The organism is Paraburkholderia madseniana (assembly GCF_009690905.1).
Taxonomy (GTDB): Bacteria; Pseudomonadota; Gammaproteobacteria; order Burkholderiales; family Burkholderiaceae; genus Paraburkholderia; species Paraburkholderia madseniana.
This window is the reverse complement of the sequence record NZ_VOSW01000022.1, coordinates 1-16,977: the sequence shown is the minus strand read 5'-3', so window position 1 is coordinate 16,977 and position 16,977 is coordinate 1. Positions and strand designations below refer to the sequence as shown.

The window sequence follows — 16,977 nt, the reverse complement described above, 5'->3', positions numbered from 1 at the left end:
CGATTGTTCTCCTTTGGGGACTACGGTCGATGATAGCGGCTAACTCACTCATAATTCGTCGTTAGCCGGCGACGTGAAAATCCGCTGAAACTACCGCCGACCGCTGGCCCGCCCTGCCCGTGCGTCAACGATCAGTACGATCCCATGTAGTCGCGCTTGCCGATTTCAACGCCGTTGTGGCGCAGAATCGCGTAGGCCGTCGTGACGTGGAAGAAAAACTGGGGCAGACCGTAGTTCTGCAAATAGGCGCTGCCGACCAGCTTCTTCTCTTTCGGCGTGCCCGGACGCAGGACGATTTCCTTGTTCTCGCTACCCTCGAACTGGGCGGCGTCGAGCGTGCCGAGGTGAGCCAACGCTTTGGCGATCAGCGCTTGCAGGTCGGCAAACGTCACCTCAGTGTCGGGCCACGACGGCACTTCTACGCCGGCCAGGCGCGAACTGACGCCCTTGCTGAAATCCGCGGCGATCTGCACCTGGCGCACCAGGGGAAACATATCCGGAAACAGGCGTGCCTGCAGCAGCGCGTTCGGCTCGATGTTCCTTTCGGTGGCATGCGCTTCGGCTTTCTTCAGCACGTCGGACAATGCAGTCAGCATTTGCTTGAAGACGGGAACGGATGCGCTGTAGATGGAACTGGTCATGATCACTCTTTCGGTCGATGTTGGATGCCGGCGCGGAAGATGCCACGCCGGCCGGATGAATAAGCGGGGGAAGGTTACCACCGTCCTGCCGGAAGTGCGGATCCACACGCCTTAGGAGCGGAACAGCAATAGCTGTCTCGCGTTGGCCGAGCACAGCCCGATACGCGTTTCTCCTCCAGTGATTCGATGAAAAGAACGTCGGCATTTTGAGGCGCGCTTGCGCTTGTGAAAAATGAATGGTATTTTTTCATGAAATTTACCGCGATTTTTTCACGAGAGCCAACATGTTCGACCAGTCAGCCGAGCACGTCGCGAGCTACTACGCACGCACCTATCCTGCCCCGATCCCCCTGCGGCCGACGCTGGAAGAGCGCCTCGACACGGAAGTGCTCATCGTCGGCGCGGGGTTCAGCGGCCTGCACACGGCGCTGCGTCTGGCCCTCGCGGGCAAGCGTGTCACGGTGCTCGAAGCCAGCCGGGTCGCCTGGGCAGCGTCCGGGCGCAACGGCGGCCAGGCCCTGCTCGGCTGGTCCTGCGACATGCCTCCGCTAGAGGCAGCGCTAGGTCTGGAACGTGCCCGTCAACTGTGGGACAGCATGCGCTGGGCCGCCGGTGAGATACGTGAGCTGCCGGCGCGGCATGGTTTCGATGCGGACTACCGTGCAGGAAGTCTGTGGGCGGCAGTGCTGCCGCGTCGCACCGCGCTCCTCGAGCAGGCTCAACGGGAAGCCGAGGAAAAGTGGGGTTACGACAAGATGCGCTTCATCCCTCGCGAGGAAATGCCTCAATGGATTGCAAGCGACCGCTACCAGGCGGCGCTCTACGATCCCGAGGCAGGCCATCTGAATCCGCTAAAACTCGCCCAAGGCCTGGCGGCGGCAATCGAACGGGCCGGTGGACGCGTCTTCGAGCAAAGCCAGGTGTTGGACTACCGCGAGACGCCCGGCGGTTATGTCGCGCGCACTGAGAAAGGCGAGGTGCGTGCGGACGTGCTGGTACTTGCCTGCAACGCCTATATCGACCGCCTCGACCGCAAACTGTCCAGGCGCATGCTGCCTGTTGGCACCTACCAGGTGGCCACGTCGCCGCTGCGGCCGGAGGTGGCCCGTTCGCTACTGCCGCGCAATAGCTGCGTGATCGACAACCAGTTCGTTCCCGACTACTTCCGCTTAAGTCCTGACAACCGCCTGCTGTTCGGCGGCGGCTGCACCTACGCGGGCGGCATTCCAAAGGATATTGCGGCGGCTACCCGGCCTTACCTGGAGCGCGCATTCCCGCAACTGCGCGGAGTGGAACTGGAGTTTGCGTGGGGCGGGCATATCGACATCAGCATGAAACGCACGCCGGACATCGGTCGACAAGGTGAGCGCTACTGGTTGCAAGGCTATTCGGGGCATGGCGTGCTGCCTACGCTCGCCGCCGGCCGGGCGGTCGCCGATGCCATCCTCGGTGACGACGAACTGCTCGACCTGTATCAGGCCATCGACAATCCGCCTTTTCCCGGCGGTGCGCTACTGGCCGCGCCGCTGGAGGTCATTGGCAAGACCTGGTATCGTCTGCGCGACAGAGTCTGAGCGAAGGGGCAGAAGATGAACAAGCAGGAAGAAATTGAAGGTCTCGCGATACTGATTCGGGACCTGCGCAAACATAAGAAGGTGACGTTGGGCGCGTTGGCGGAAAAGATCGGCCGCTCGGTGGGTTTTCTTTCCCAGATCGAGCGCGGCCTCTCGCGTCCGACCGTAGGCGATCTGACCGCCATCGGCGAGGTGCTCGGCGTACCCACCACCTATTTTTATAGCCTGAGCAAGCCGCGTGCGCTGCCTTGGGTGACCCGGCCGGATGAACGCCGCACGCTTTATTACGCCGAAGGTGTGACCGACGTGCTGGTGTCGCCGAACATGTCAGCGGGTTTTTCGATGCTGGAAAGCCACCTGGCGCCGGGCGCCAGCAGCGGCGACAAACCGTTGAATGACAGCGACGAGCAAGGTGGCTTCGTCCTGGAAGGCGAGTTGACCATCTGGCTGGACGACGAAGCGCAACCGGCGACGCTCGGCCCCAACGACGGCTTCCAGGTGCCGGCGCACGCGCGGTTCCGCTACGCCAATCTCTCCGACGAACCCACGCGGGTACTTTGGGTGTTCACCTAGGATTCAGGCAGTACGGGACGCAGCAGCGAACGCTGCTCTGAATTTCAATTCGGATGACTAATGGACGGCGTTGTGACTATCGCGTTCCGTTATGTCATCGACTTGCCTACCTTTTTCGACGGTAGCTTTTAACTGAACCTCAATCATCGCGTCTTTTGCGTGAGAAGGACAACAACATGACTTCCCCCAGCGTCGACCTGCTCAGCGAAGTACGCGCCTTCCGCGCGGCGTATCCCGAGGTGCGTTACGTCGACCTCATTTGCCTGGATATCCCCGGGCACTTCTACGGCAAGCGTTATCCCGTGGACATGCTCGAGAAAGTCGCTGCCGGCGGTCTCCTGAAACTGCCGCAGAACTGCATTTTGCTCGGCGCACAGGGTGGCGTGTTTCCAATCGGCGACTATTGCTTCAACGACGGCGATCCGGACGCGCAGCGCCGCCTGATCGCCGGCACCCTCAAGCCCGTGCGATGGGAAAGCCAGCCATTGGGACAGATGCTGATCAGCTCGGACGGCACCGAGGCGCCCATTGAGTTCGAGCCCCGCGAGGTATTGGCGCGCGTACTGAAACGTTTCGAGCGGCGCGGCATCCGCCCGGTTGTCGCCTTCGAACTGGAGTTTTACCTATTCGACGCCAGGCTGGCGGACGGTCTTCCGCAATTCCCCCGCGACCCGTTCTGCGACGATCCGGACGACCAGTCCAATATGCACATCGAGAGATTGTCGCGCTTCTCCAGTGTGCTCAATGAGATGGTCGACGCGACGCGTGAGCAGGGCGTGGACGCTACCGTGATCACCGCCGAGCTCGGGCCCGGACAGTTCGAGATCAACTTTGGCCACAACGACGACAGTCTGCGCGCCGCCGACTGGGCTGCCCTGTTCTGCCGCAGCACGCGCGGTGTGGCGCTGAAACACGGCTACCGCGCGAGCTTCATGAGCAAGCCATACCTGCACGCGCCGGGCAGCGGCATGCACGTGCATGTAAGTCTCTACGACGAAGCGGGTAACAATCTGCTGGCCGCCGACGGCCAGCGCCCACTGCGCCATGCGGTGGCCGGGTGCCTCGCCTTGCTGCCGCATTGCATGCCTGTCTTCGCCGCCAATCACAACGCGTTTCGCCGCTATGGCTGGAAGACGAATGCAGCCAGTCGTGCCAGTTGGGGTTTCGAAGACCGCGACGCCTGCATTCGCATTCCCGAATCGGATTACCGCAACCTGCGTATCGAACACCGCCTGGCGGGCGCCGATGCGAACCCTTATCTGGTACTCGCCGCTATTCTTACCGGCATGGAACACGGGCTGGATGCAGGCCGCGAACCCATCGCGCCGCTCAACGAAGACCGCCAAAGCGGCGTCGACTTTCCGCAAGACATGCTCACGGCCGTCGCCGCGATGCAGGACCATCCGGTCGTAGGCAAAGGCATGGGCGAGGAGTTCGTGATGGTCTACTGCGAGAACAAACGACAGGACCATCTGGATTTCTTGAACGAGGTGAATGCGCGGGAATACCGCTGGTTTCTTTGAGCGAGCAGCTAGGTATTGGCTACCAGCAGTTCCTCAGCATTCTTTGGCGGCCGCAGACCATCGGTCCTGCCCACGAAGTAGCGCTCGGTAAGATCGGCCGCCGAGACGTGCCGTGCTTCTCTAAAGCCTGCTTCGCGGGCCAGCGCCAGCATCTCCGGCGGAGTGAAGAAGCTGAGGAACGGTGTCCCGCTTGCTCGTGCGCCCTTCTCCGCCATCTCAAGCCCGGGGCGCACTTCAGGGTCCGCCATCTCCAGCGGCAGCAGGAACGTCATGGCGAGCGTCGATCCCGGGGCGAGGGACGCGACTTCGCGCAGCGTGGCGGCGTTCGCATCTTTGGTGAGATACATGCTGACGCCTGTTGAGACCACGATTGCCGGCTTGCTCTCATCGAAGCCGGCTGTCACGAGCCCGTCTCGCCAGCTTCCCCCCGCCTCGAAATCGACTGGCACGAAGCGCAGCCAATCCGGAACGCCGAAGCCGAGTTCGATCAGACGCTGACGCTTCCATGCCTGAGGACCTGCCTGGTCGACCTCGAACACCTTGAGATGGGATGCGATCTCCGGCCGCCGCTGGGCGAAGCTGTCGAGGCCGGCGCCGAGGATGACGTACTGATCAAGCCCGCGCCCGGCCTGTTCCACGACCAGGTCTTCAATGAAGCGAGCACGCGCCACGATTGAAGCGCGAAAGGGTCGCGTGAATTGAGGATCCATATCCCCGCGGCTGCGCCAGCCCTCCTCCGGGGCCAGCAGCTTAAGGCCGATTACGTCTTCCAGCACGTGCGGCGGCGGGTCGGACTGGACATGGAGAGCACGCCACAGGGCGACTCGCGCTGCTGTGCTGTCTGGCGCTGCATCTTGCTTGTCGGTCATGACTTTCGATCCTCCTGTGGGCGAATTCTGTTGACGTTAACCCATTTCACGCCTACGAAGGCAAGAGGACTTTTTTCATCGACGGTGCGGGATGGACCACGTAATTCTGTCGTTTATAGAGACATGCCGCCCGAGACTTCGATGCGCTGGCCATTGACCCAGCGGTTGTCCTCGGACAGCAGTGACGCGATCATCGGGCCGATGTCGTCGGGCACGCCCGCACGGCCGAGCGCCGTCGCGTCCGCCACCAGCTTGTTGATCTCGGGATTGTCGCGCACCATGCCGCCGCTGAAGTCCGTGGCGACTGCGCCTGGCGCGACGGTGTTGACTGCAATTCGACGCGGACCGAGCTCCTTCGCGAGATAACGAGTCAGAACCTCGACCGCGCCTTTCATGGACGCATAGGACCCACTGCCTGGAAAGGCGACACGAGTCAGTCCCGAGGAGATATTCACGATGCGGCCACCGTCCTTGATCAACGGCAGAAGCTTTTGCGTCAGGAAAAATACGCCCTTGAAATGGACATGGTAAAGACTGTCCAGCTCTTCCTCGGTTGTCTTGTCGAACGGAGTGTGATTCGAAGTGCCGGCGTTGTTGACGAGGTAATCGAAACGCTCGGCACCCAACTGCGCAAGCGACGCCCGAACCTGCTCCACGAACGCGTCGAACGTACTCACTTTTCCGGTATCGAGTGGTAGTGCAATTGCCCTTTGCCCCTCCTCTGCCACGAGGCGGACAACCTTGTCGGCTTCCGCCTGATTGGCGCGATAAGTGAATAGGGAACTGACGCCGCGCTTCGCAAGGTTAAGGACCGTATTGCGCCCCAAGCCGCGACTCCCGCCTGTCACGATGGCGATCTTCGAGATGATGTCTGCCGATTGTCCTGCTGTCATTTTTGCGCTCCACGTTAGAGGTGTAGACGCAGCTTATTCCGGCCGATAGCGAGGCTGAATGCCCTAACTGTCCTTCTTCTTGCCTAATCCTGCTCTAGCTCTGCAGCTCGACACGAGAGGCAGTAACATGAGGAAATGCGGGCGCGGAGGAGGTACATATGTCAAATGCCTTGGTCGAAGGTGTCAAACGCTACACCGACAATCAAGCCGGGAGTGAGGGCCCGTTCATAACCGCCATCGAGGGCTTGATCATCATCCGGTCGGATCATGAAAAACATCCCTCTCATCTGATCATGAAGCCGGCCCTGTGTGTCGTCGTTCAAGGTGCCAAGTGGACGACATTCGGTGACAGGCGGTACGACTACCGGGCAGGACAAGCCCTGATCGTCAGCGTTGAGATGCCGGCGTTCAGCAGGGTTGTGAAAGCCAGTCCAACAGAGCCCTACCTTGCTATTGCCATTGAGTTCGACCTTGCCATCATGCGCGATGTCATGGCATGTCTCGATACGCCGCCTGCGCCGGAAGACGAGCTCGGCCACGGCGTCTTTGTCACCGAGATTGACGGCCCGCTCGCTGACTGCATGCTGCGCATGGTGCGTCTCCTCGACACGCCTCACGCTATTCCCATTCTCGCGCCGATGATCAAGCGAGAAATTTGCTACTGGTTGCTAACGGGGCGTCACGGCAACGAGGTCGCCCGGGTCGTGCTGGCAACCAGCCATGTGCATAAAGTCGTGACTGCCATCCATGCGTTAAGAGGCCAATTCACCGAGACCGTACGCATCGAGGAGCTGGCCGCCGTAGCACAAATGAGTCCGTCCGCATTCCACAGGCAGTTCAAGGCGCTGACATCGATGACGCCGTTGCAATACCAGAAGCAGCTTCGCCTGCTTGAAGCACGTCACCTGATGGTGGCAGGCAATGCCAATGCCGAAGCGGCGGCCTATCAGGTGGGCTACGAAAGCGCATCGCAATTCAGTCGCGAATACTCGCGCATGTTTGGCGCGCCGCCCCGACGTGACATAGAGGCTTTGAAAACGGCAACGACCTAGTGTTTCATGCTGCCGTCTCAATTCGCATCGCGCACCCAGTTGCCTCCATGCGCCGCGGCCTGCGCAGCGGGCGAGGTGGCAAGATAAGCGAGCGCCTGCTCGGTCGAGCCTTCGTGATGCGGCGTATAACGCGGATTGAAATAGCGTAACGCTGCCGCGATCATCTTCCAGAACGACGGCAGGCAACCGCGCCGCGCCCCGGCGCGCCAGGCGAGGATAAAACCCCGGTACGCGCCGGCGTCGGGATCGCGCCGGTGCATGAAGCGCGCGCCGTGAGTGAGAAAGTACAGTAGGAGCATGACCGTCGACAGCATGTGGAAACAGCGTTCGAAGTAGGTCCCGCCCATATGCCGGAAGATGTCGAATGCTACGGTGCGATGCTCCACTTCCTCCGCACCGTGCCAGCGCAGCAGGTCGAGCATGGTTGGGTCGGCATGAGCGGCATCGAGGCCGTTGGCATTGAGCACCCAATTGCCGAGATAACCGAAAAAGTGTTCCAGCGCGGCGATGACGCCCAGTTGCTGGCGCTGCCAGAAGCGCGTTTTGCCGATCTTCAGTCCGAGCGGTTGCTCGCCGAGCAGCTTGCCGAACAGCCAGTCGAGTTTCTTTGTGAAAGGCTGCGTATCGATGCCGTGAGCCTTGTAGTAGTGCGTGAGCACACCGCCGTGCGAGCGCGAATGCACCGCTTCCTGCCTGAGAAACCCCTCGGCGTCGTCGCGCAGCGCCGGGTCGGTGATCAGCGGCAGCGCCTTGTTGTACACGCGGCAGAACCATAGTTCGCCGGCGGGGAACAGCAGGTTCAGCACATTAATGATGTGCGTGCTCGACGGGTCACCGGGAATCCACTGGATCGGTGTTTGACTCCAGTCGAATTTCACATGGCGTGCCCTGATTTTGTATTGAGTGTGCTCTTGGGTCATGACGGTCTCCGGCATCCGGTGGGTGAGATCAACGCGGCACCATGCTGATGCGAGCGATCATGCGGCTGAGCCCAGGCATGTAGCGCGAGATGAAACGCATTGAATGCGCCTCGATGCCGATGGCGACCACTGGCTTGTTGCGCAATACCGCGCGGAGCGCGGCTTTCGCGACCGTCTCGGGTTGCAGGCCGCGCAACTGGTAAAGCTTGGTGGCTTTCTGGCGCATGCGGTCCTGCTCCTGAGCGTTGGCGCCGACATACTGGGTCGAGGCCATGATTCCGGTTTCGGCGAACCCCGGGCAGATTGCGCTGACGCCGATACCGTGCGCGCCGAGTTCTCCGCGCATGCACTCGCTAAGCATCAACACGGCAGCTTTGGTGGTCGCGTAGGCCGGCAGGTCGCGCGAAGGGGCGAACGCCGCGGCTGATGCGGTGTTGATGATGTGACCGCCGTTGCCGCGCTTCACCATCTGTCGGGCGAACAGGCGAGAGCCGTGAATCACGCCCCACAGGTTGACGTGAAGAATGCGTTCCCAGTCTTGTGCCGAAGTGTCGAGCACGCCGCCTGCCATGCCAATGCCGGCATTGTTGACCACGATGTCGGCGCCGCCGAGGTCACTCCCGACCCAATCCGCCAGCGCTTCCATCTGTTCGACGCTGCCGACGTCGGCCTTGCGTGCGTACGCCTGGCAGCCTGACAACCTGGCCAAGGTAGCCGTGCGCTCCGCGCTTGCAGTGTCGATATCGACCGCAACGACTGCGGCGCCCTGCTTCGCGAATTCCAGTGCAATGCATCGCCCGATGCCGCTGCCCGCGCCCGTCACGACCGCGAGCTTGCCGCTGAGCGGTTTGCGTGCGGCGTCCATACGGACGCGTTGCAGCGTGTCCGGTTCGGCGCCGCCTTCAGTGTGATCGACGAGCTCACGCACCATCCGGGCCATCTGTTCAGGGTGCGTGACCGGTAGCCAGTGCCGCGCAGTCAGCTCACGGCGCCAATACTGCGGCACCCATCGCGAAAGATCTTCGGACAAGGCCGGGCTGACGTATTTGTCCAGCGTCGGCACGATCACCTGGACCGGCGCGTGGGCGTAGCGCTTGCGCGGCGTGAACAGGCAGCGGATGAAGTTGGCTCGATACAGCGAGACGCCGCGCACGCCGTCCTGCGTTTGCGTCGGGCGCGCCGCGATCTGCGTCTTTTCCACACGACGCAATACACGCGGCCACGCGCGGCCGAGCCACACGCGCCAGGTCAAGCCTGGCAGCACCGGCAAATGGAACAGCAGCACATACCAGGAGCGCACCAGTTGACCCAATAGCTTGCCGATCGAACGCGGCGTGGGACGCAGCAAGCGTGCTCGGATCCAGTAAGCGACGTGGTCGAGGCAAGGGCCCGAGCACGACGTGTACGACGCAATGCGCCCGCGCAAGCGCTCTTCGGTGACGAACTCCCAGCCCTGGATCGAACCCCAGTCGTGCGCGACCAGATGGACGGCGCGATCGGGGCTCACGGCGTCGATGACGGCGATGAAGTCGTCGGTGAGTTTTCCCAGACGGTAAGCGGCCGTCCCTTTAGGCGCGGTGGACTGCCCTGCACCGCGAACATCGTAGGCAATCACATGGAAATCGTGTGCCAGCAATCCGGCCACAGTGTCCCAGACTTCGCTGTTGTCGGGGTAGCCATGTACTAACACCACGGTCGGCCGGGCGGGGTCACCCCATGCCCTGGCGGCAAGCGTCACGTCGCCCGAGCTCACCGTGAATTCGGTGCGGCGCGTGGCGGGTGGCGCCTCGTACAGCGTAGGCGATATCGGTTCGGTTAGAAGTTGCATGTGCGCCTCCGTCATGCCGCGGCCAACGCCCGCCCGCGCTGCGCCCAACGGCGCACATGCGGCAGGTCGTCGTCGAGCCAGTAGGCGTCGTCATCGGTGATGACCAGCAACTCTTCGAATTTGGCGCCCACACCCTGAAAGCCGAGATGCGGCTCGACGGCCCATAGACCAGGCGTCGGCGCATGATCGGAGCGGCGATCGATCGACCATAACGGCGACCAGCCCTCCTTCCTGCCCGCGCTGACCTGGTCAAGGACGAGGTTGCGCGTGGCGTTCAGGCCGAAACGCGCAACGAAACGCGGCTTTGCCGGCTGGCTCAGCTTCGCGACACGGTGCGCAAGCACCTTGAACGGATAGGCCTTGTGGCGCGGCTCGACGCCCTGTTTTCTGCACAACAGGTCGACCGCGCGCGCCACATCGGCAAGCGTCTGCCGTTGCTTCACCATGCTGACGATCAACTCGCGGTGTTCGGCCAGGTCGTCTTTCAGCTGTTCGAGCGTGGGATTCGTGCCGACGCAGGTGGCGTAGCCGACATCGGCGATCACACCGTTCAACACTGGCGCCACGTCGAGAATGACCGGCATGTTTTCTTCCAGCCGACGCGAACTCGGGAAGAATGCCAGGTTAAAACCGGCCATGTGCGACAGCCCGGAAAAACCTTCAAAGGCGGTACGGTCGCCAAACCAGGCGAAGGGTTTGTGCAGCCAGTCGCGCACGCCGTGATCCTGCAGCCATTCGGTCAACAGCCGGGCGGCGTCTTTTTCCGTCATGCCAGGCTGGAGCAATTCGCCGACGCTCTCGACGCAGCGATAGGCCAACTGCTGGACTTCGCGGAACTGCGCCAGTTCTTCCACGTCGACGTGTGGAATGGACTTGTCACCCATACATGCCTCCCGAATATGCTGTCGACGGGGGTGCGGCCGCCCGTCACGATGACATTTATTATTGTTACATTGAATGATGTAACGATTGGATCGTACACCACCCTGGGCGCTCGTCCACTGGTTGTTTTCCCTGGGGGCTGGTTGGGGAATGCGGGATGGGAGGCGTGGAGGCCGTCCGATTAGCCAAAGGTGCGGATGCCTGAACTCAGTCAGGCACCGACTCCGGCATCAGCCGTGTGGCGCGGGGATGCGGTGGCAGACAAGCCGGAGCGCTGTTTGCTCTTTGGCAAACGGCGCATCTGTTCCGGTTGTTGAGCGGCTGCTGATCGGCCGTTGACTTAAGGAACCGGCGGGAAGTGCCGCTTGCCGGCGTGAATTGGCAAACGCCGGAAGCGTTCTTTCTTATGCTCTTCGTCGAAGTGGGCAAGAGACGGCTTGACCAGATCGCTGCGCGACACAATGCCGACCAGTTGCAACGTTTCGGAGTCCGTGACTACAGGCAAGCGTTCGAGACCGTGTACCGCGAGCCGCGTTGCGACGAGCCGGCAGGTTTCGCTCGGCAATGCAAATGCGGGGGAACGGTGGGGCAATACGTCAGCGAGGCGCGACTCGAGCGCATCCACTGGCTCGTCATCGCGAATTTTTTCCAGTAGCGCGCGATCGACGACGCCCACCAGCACGCCATGCCGCACGACCGGATAAGCACAATGTGTCTGCGTCGTGCCGAAGAACATTGCTAGCGCTTCGCCCACGGACATATCGCCATCGATTGTCTCGACAGTACGCGACATCACCTCGTCGACGTGGTGACGCTCAAGCGGATCGACGCCGTATTCCCGGTAAATGTGATAACCGCGCCGGGCAATCTTCTCGGTCATGATGGAGCGCTTCATGACGACCGTTGCAAACCCGTGCGCGATCAGCGTCGCGGCGAGCAGCGGCAGCAATGCGTTGCTGTCGTGCGTGAGGCCGAACGCGAACACGATTGCGGTCAACGGCGCGCCCAGCGTGGCGCCGAGCGTGGCCGCCATGCAGACGAGCGGCCACAGGGCAGGTTCGCCGCCCGGCAACACGTGACCGAGCACGACACCGAGCCCCGCACCCAGCATGAGCAACGGCGCCAGGACGCCGCCTGAGGTGCCCGAGCCCAACGCCACGACCCAGATGATCGCCTTCACGATCAGGATCGCCAGCGCGAGCTGGATTGCAATGTGCTGACGCAACAGGTCGCCGATCACGTCGTAGCCGACGCCCAGCGCGCGAGGTTCGAGAAAGCCGCCGATGCCGACGACGAGACCGCCGAGCGCGGGCCACCACATCCAATGGATGGGCAGCTTGCCGAACAGGTCTTCGGTCTTGTACAACACGGCTGACAGACCCGACGCGAGCGCACCGGACAGCAGGCCTGCAATGACGCACGAAACCAACGACAGCGCGCCGGGAGGCGCAGTCTCAAGCGGAAACAGCGGCCCCGTGCCGAAGAACACCGCGCGCGCAAAACCCGCGACTGCACACGCAAGGGCGACCGGCAGAAAACTGCGCGGACGCCATTCGAACAGCAGCAGTTCGACCGCCAGCAGCACGGCCGCCACCGGTGTGCCGAAGACCGCCGTCATGCCCGCCGCTGCGCCGGCAACCAGCAGCGTCTTGCGTTCCGCGGACGTGACCTTCACGCACTGCGCGATCAGCGACCCCAACGCGCCGCCTGTCATGATGATTGGGCCTTCCGCACCGAACGGCCCGCCACTGCCGATCACAATGCCGGACGACAGCGGTTTGAGAATCGCCACTTTCGGCGACATGCGGCTCTTGCCGAACAGGATGGCTTCGATCGCTTCGGGAATGCCATGCCCACGGATCTTTTCCGAACCGTAACGGGCCATGAAACCGACGATGAGACCGCCGATCACCGGGATGATCACCACCCAGATACCCAGCGTGTTGAGGGCCGGGGGGCGGTCCGCAAACGAAAATTCCTGAAAGAAAAACAGATTGGTGAACAGATGAATCAGGCTCAGCAGCACGAACGCTGCAAGCGTGCTGAGCGCACCAATTCCCGCGGCGAGCGCGGAAACGCCGGGAAGCCGCGCGTTGGTGGAAAAGTCACGCTTATGGGTATCGAGGCTCATGCTGACTCAAACATCGATCTGGGGAACATTGAACGTGCCTTTGAGCGACTTCAGTTCGGCACGGTGCATCTCGGCGAGACGGGCCAGCACCTGCTCGCCCGCTTTCAACAAATGAACCTCGACCTGGCGACGGTCCGTCTCACTGACCTTTCTGCGAACCAGTTCGAGCGCCTCACAGCGCGACACGAGCGCGACCACGCCGTGATGCTGCGCCTGAAGCCGTTCCGCAAGCTCGCCGACGGTCGCCCAGTCACGCTCCGGATAACCCTTGATATGCAGGAGCAACAGATATTGCAACGGTGTGATGCCTTCACCCTGGGCGGCCTGCTCAGAAAAACGCTCGAAGCGGCGCATCTGGTAGCGAAACTCGGACAGTTGCTCGAAGTTCGCCTTGGTCAAGCCGCGAGTGAGTGTTTTCATCGGAGTGCCGTCGAGAAATAGGTGAAGCGCGAATTATATCATGTCGTGATATTTATGCATGTACTCATGCGCAAGTGCCTGCGATAGTGCTATTGCTATGCCGCGTGTCGCTGCCTGGCGTAAGCCTGGCGATAGAGTCCCGCGATGAGGTCGGCCTGCGTGATCATTCCCGCAAGCCGCTGATTCGAGTCCAGAACCGGGATGTGGTGGTGCCCATAATTCGCGAACACCGGAACCAGTTCGACGATCGGTGTCGCCGCGTCGACTGTGTGAACGTCGACGTTCATCAACGCACCGACGAGCGGCGCCGGGGTGATGCTGCGCCGGAACCAGCGTTGCATGGGGGACGACAAACCGATCCCTTTGCTGACCGCCCGTTTGTCGACAAGGTCGGCACGGGTCACGATGCCGATTACGTGCTGCCTCTCGTCAGTGACCGGAAGTGCTTTGATATGGCGCTGTTTCAGCAGACTCCATGCGGCCGACGCTCTCGTGTTCGCCGACACGGCGACCAGCGAACGCGACATGATGTCCTCGCAGGTCAGCTCATTGAACGTGCGGGCGTAGGCCTGCAACTGAACGTCGCGCAGGAGGGATTCCAGATCGTCCGTATCGATGTCGAGCAATTCCCCGCGGCGGTTCAGCACCGCCTCGAGGTCCGCGCGCGTGAAACCTTCGTTCGCAGCCGCAGCCGATGCGGCCGCACCTTTGCCGGAACTCTGCGCGACGTGCGGGTATCGATGCCCGGTTGCAGCGTGGTAGACGATAGCCGCGCACAGCAGCATCACCGTCTGGATCGCAATCGGTTCTGCCACAAAGCGGTAGCCCAGCGCATGCACGGCCGGACCACCGAGGACCGCGGTCAAGGCGACCGCGCCCGACGGGGGATGAACACACCGCAACGCAAACATCGCACAGATCGCCAGCGAGACGGCCAAGGCGGCGGCGCCGACCGGATCGGTGATCCAGCTTGCGCAGGCAACGCCGACCGTCGCGGAGACGATATTGCCGCCGATGATGGACCACGGTTGCGCAAGCGGACTGGCGGGCACCGCGAACAGCAGCACGGCCGAAGCGCCCATTGGCGCAACCAGGAGTGGAATGTTTGCTGCCGGTCCGAGAAGAACGTGCATTGTCCCGCCGGTGAACGCAATCCCCAGCAATGCGCCGAGACACGATCTCAGGCGTTCCGGCCACCGGACGGCGATGGGATGGGGAGCGAAGCTGGAAAGCCAGCGGATGAGAGCGTAGCGGGACAAGGTTTAGATGGGAAAGTTGGCGAGTATCACGTGGGACGGAACTGCACGCTAAGGTGAAAATCCTCACGAAATGAAAGTGCGTCTCGCCGGCATTATATCTTGTTGTGATATAAAAGTCCGTTCCGGGCCGCCATGCCCCGATAGAACCGGCCTGGCCACGCGGATGCCGCGCCTCGCTCCGATGCGCGGCATCCGGATTTACCGCGCGGAGCAGGCTTCGCTACCCGAGGCGCAGAGCGCGTCTACCTCGGCAGTCGCGTCCGTTACGTCGGCAAGCACCACCTTCGCTCCCTCGGCCACGAACCTTTCCGCTATTGCATATCCGATGCCTCGTTGGGCACCTGTAATCAGGGCAACGCGGTCTTTCAGTCTCATGTCGTTCTCTCGCGTAAACAGGGTGAGCGTCATGGCATCAGCCGAGGTCATCCTGATTCTCCGAGGCAGTTGAAGCCCTCGCCCACGTACGCCGACACGCCCTTCTCGCGCGCGATGCCGATGTGAAACGCTCCCAAATCCGATTGCTTGCGAGCAACGTACGAGGCAAAATCATCCTGTTAAATTGGTGACACTATCCGGGTATACGTCTTAACAGGTTAAGCATGGCCCAAGTGAACGACGACGAAAGCAACAACCGGCTCGGCAACTATCTGAAGAACCGGCGGACCAAGCTCGATCCCGCGTCCTTCGGCATTTCCGGTGGCCGGCGGCGCACGGCCGGACTACGCCGCGAAGAGGTGGCGCAGCGCGCCAATATCAGCGCGGCCTGGTACACGTGGCTGGAACAGGGGCGCGGCGGCAATCCGTCAGCGGATGTGCTGGACCGCATCGCGAAGGCACTCATGCTGACCGAAGTCGAGCGCGAACACGTGTTCCTGCTCGGCCTCGGCCATCCGCCCGAAGTCCGTTATCGCGGCGGTGACGCGATAACGCCACGACTGCAGCGCCTGCTCGATGCACTGCCCTACAGTCCGGCAATCGTCAGGACTGCGACGTGGGATGTGGTTGCCTGGAACCGCGCCGCCGCGACCGTGCTCACCGACTACGGCTCCCTGCCCCCCGAACAACGCAACGTCCTGCGCATGATCTTCTGCGATCCCCGCGTCCGTGCCGCTCAGTTCGATTGGACAAGCGTGGCCCGCTTCGTGGTGGGCGCCTTCCGGATCGATGCCGCGCGCGCAGGCGCCGACGCCGAGGTGGCGCCGCTCGTCGACGAACTGTGCCGCTCGAGTCCCGAGTTCGCCGCCATGTGGCGGGACAATGAAGTGCGGACCCACGGCGAGGGGGTCAAGCGCCTGCGCCACCCCGTGCTGGGGCCGATCTCGCTGGAGTACTCATCCTTCGCAGTCGACGGGCGGCCGGATCTTCAGATGATCGTCTATAACCCGGCGACACCGGTCGATCAGGAGCGGATCAGATCCCTGATCGAAGACAAGCAGGCAGTCGCAGCGAAGTGAGCCCGAGGCACCCTCGAAGCACGCGGCATGGAAGTCTTTGCGCCGGCACGGATCTAAACGCGCGTTTCCAACGCGCGCCTCAATATATCGGACTCCATATGATGACAACGCCGCCTTTTGTCTGAACTATTTGCGCAGCACGACGTGTAACGGCGAGGTTACGTTCGATGTGATGGGAACACGTAACACCTGGGACGTAACACGCGCCACACGATGCCGTCACTGCACTCTCCATCTCACCCGATCTGCCCCGTCCAGCAAGACCTTCGTCGCCGCACGCCACTCAATTTCAGCACCGCCCGTGCGCGGAACGTGCCGCGCTCCGTAACCGCAGCATTGGCTCAGAACTTGCGGCGACCAATTGCCCGAGGAAGCCAAATCCGAGCATGGCGCTACCGCACCGGCTCCAGAATTAAACGAAGGCGACGCGCACAAACGCGGTCTCGGGCTAGAAAAGCAACCGTTTCTGCAAGACCGATCAGCGGTTTTCCGGGGGCACTGATTACACCTTCCAATCAGGACGCGATTTCATCGCGAAAGGACTAATCATGGCTCCCTTCAAACACACTCTTGTTGCATCGGCGAGCGCACTCCTATGGTGGTCGCTAGCCACTTCGTGTCAGGCCGGAGACGTCACGACCACACCGCCTCCCTCGTTTGCGCAAGGCAGCGGATGGACGACAACCGGGCAACCAGGATCGGGATTCGCGTGGGCAGGAGGCGGTAACACATCTGGCGCATGGGCCGGCAGCGGTGCGGGTAGTGGCTCGGTTTGGGCCGGCGGCTCGGCCTGGGGCGGCGGTCCGGTTTCCGGCTCGGGCGGCGGGTACGGCGGTGGCTCTGGAGACGGCGGTTATGGCGGCTCGGGAGGCTCCGGCGATTCGGGTGACGGGAACGGCGGTGGCTCTGGAGACGGTGGCCACGGCGGTTCGGGTGGTGGCTACGGTGGAGGTTCCGG

Annotated in this window: 15 protein-coding genes and 1 pseudogene; 6 read left to right on the top strand and 10 right to left on the bottom strand. The window is 62.2% G+C overall.

Going from position 1 to position 16,977, the window contains the following annotated elements; all coding sequences use genetic code 11:
- Positions 1–131: 131 nt before the first annotated feature.
- On the bottom strand, positions 132–641 hold the full coding sequence (locus tag FSO04_RS13575) for a DUF1993 domain-containing protein (protein ID WP_154560174.1): 510 nt from the start codon (positions 639–641) through the stop codon (positions 132–134).
- Between the two features lie 284 nt (positions 642–925).
- Here FSO04_RS13575 and FSO04_RS13570 point away from each other — a divergent pair, with 284 nt between their 5' ends.
- The 3 genes from FSO04_RS13570 (at position 926) to FSO04_RS13560 (ending at position 4,311) form a co-directional block, all read left to right on the top strand.
- On the top strand, positions 926–2,215 hold the full coding sequence (locus FSO04_RS13570; RefSeq protein WP_154560173.1) for an NAD(P)/FAD-dependent oxidoreductase: 1,290 nt from the start codon (positions 926–928) through the stop codon (positions 2,213–2,215).
- A 15-nt stretch (positions 2,216–2,230) separates the two neighbouring features.
- Positions 2,231–2,788, top strand: coding sequence for a helix-turn-helix domain-containing protein (locus FSO04_RS13565; protein WP_154560172.1), 558 nt, complete (start codon positions 2,231–2,233; stop codon positions 2,786–2,788).
- Positions 2,789–2,964: 176 nt separating this feature from the next.
- Positions 2,965–4,311 (top strand): glutamine synthetase family protein, encoded by a 1,347-nt coding sequence (locus FSO04_RS13560; protein WP_154560171.1) that lies wholly within the window; start codon positions 2,965–2,967, stop codon positions 4,309–4,311.
- Between the two features lie 8 nt (positions 4,312–4,319).
- On the opposite strand, the gene FSO04_RS13555 is transcribed toward FSO04_RS13560, so the two are convergent.
- Positions 4,320–5,180, bottom strand: coding sequence for a class I SAM-dependent methyltransferase (locus FSO04_RS13555; protein WP_154560170.1), 861 nt, complete (start codon positions 5,178–5,180; stop codon positions 4,320–4,322).
- Positions 5,181–5,293: 113 nt separating this feature from the next.
- Positions 5,294–6,073 (bottom strand): SDR family NAD(P)-dependent oxidoreductase, encoded by a 780-nt coding sequence (locus FSO04_RS13550; RefSeq protein ID WP_154560169.1) that lies wholly within the window; start codon positions 6,071–6,073, stop codon positions 5,294–5,296.
- Between the two features lie 158 nt (positions 6,074–6,231).
- Here FSO04_RS13550 and FSO04_RS13545 point away from each other — a divergent pair, with 158 nt between their 5' ends.
- Entirely contained in the window at positions 6,232–7,125 is an 894-nt protein-coding gene (locus FSO04_RS13545) for an AraC family transcriptional regulator (RefSeq protein WP_154560168.1), read from the top strand.
- A gap of 17 nt (positions 7,126–7,142) precedes the next feature.
- On the opposite strand, the gene FSO04_RS13540 is transcribed toward FSO04_RS13545, so the two are convergent.
- The 7 genes from FSO04_RS13540 to FSO04_RS48275 all read right to left on the bottom strand — a co-directional run bounded on the left by FSO04_RS13540 (position 7,143) and on the right by FSO04_RS48275 (position 14,991).
- Complete coding sequence (locus FSO04_RS13540; RefSeq protein WP_154560167.1) at positions 7,143–8,045, bottom strand: metal-dependent hydrolase; 903 nt, start codon at positions 8,043–8,045, stop codon at positions 7,143–7,145.
- A gap of 28 nt (positions 8,046–8,073) precedes the next feature.
- The gene (locus tag FSO04_RS13535; protein WP_154560166.1) at positions 8,074–9,873 is read right to left on the bottom strand and encodes an SDR family oxidoreductase; all 1,800 of its coding nucleotides are present in this window, start codon (positions 9,871–9,873) and stop codon (positions 8,074–8,076) included.
- An 11-nt stretch (positions 9,874–9,884) separates the two neighbouring features.
- Entirely contained in the window at positions 9,885–10,757 is an 873-nt protein-coding gene (locus FSO04_RS13530; RefSeq protein ID WP_154560165.1) for a M24 family metallopeptidase, read from the bottom strand.
- A 338-nt stretch (positions 10,758–11,095) separates the two neighbouring features.
- Positions 11,096–12,886, bottom strand: a complete 1,791-nt coding sequence (locus FSO04_RS13525) for a chloride channel protein (protein WP_154560164.1) — start codon at positions 12,884–12,886, stop codon at positions 11,096–11,098.
- Positions 12,887–12,892: 6 nt separating this feature from the next.
- On the bottom strand, positions 12,893–13,306 hold the full coding sequence (locus tag FSO04_RS13520) for a MarR family winged helix-turn-helix transcriptional regulator (protein WP_154560163.1): 414 nt from the start codon (positions 13,304–13,306) through the stop codon (positions 12,893–12,895).
- Between the two features lie 95 nt (positions 13,307–13,401).
- Positions 13,402–14,565: an HPP family protein gene (locus FSO04_RS13515; protein WP_154560162.1), complete on the bottom strand. Its 1,164-nt coding sequence runs from the start codon at positions 14,563–14,565 to the stop codon at positions 13,402–13,404.
- 198 nt (positions 14,566–14,763) lie between these two features.
- A complete protein-coding gene (locus FSO04_RS48275; RefSeq protein WP_325063522.1) occupies positions 14,764–14,991 on the bottom strand; it encodes an SDR family NAD(P)-dependent oxidoreductase in 228 nt (75 codons plus the stop codon).
- Positions 14,992–15,173: 182 nt separating this feature from the next.
- On the opposite strand from FSO04_RS48275, the gene FSO04_RS13505 reads away from it, so the two are divergent.
- Together FSO04_RS13505 and FSO04_RS13500 are read left to right on the top strand one after the other, a co-directional pair.
- Entirely contained in the window at positions 15,174–16,019 is an 846-nt protein-coding gene (locus FSO04_RS13505; RefSeq protein WP_408383682.1) for a helix-turn-helix transcriptional regulator, read from the top strand.
- Positions 16,020–16,567: 548 nt separating this feature from the next.
- Positions 16,568–16,977, top strand: a pseudogene (locus tag FSO04_RS13500) (hypothetical protein); the annotation flags it as partial.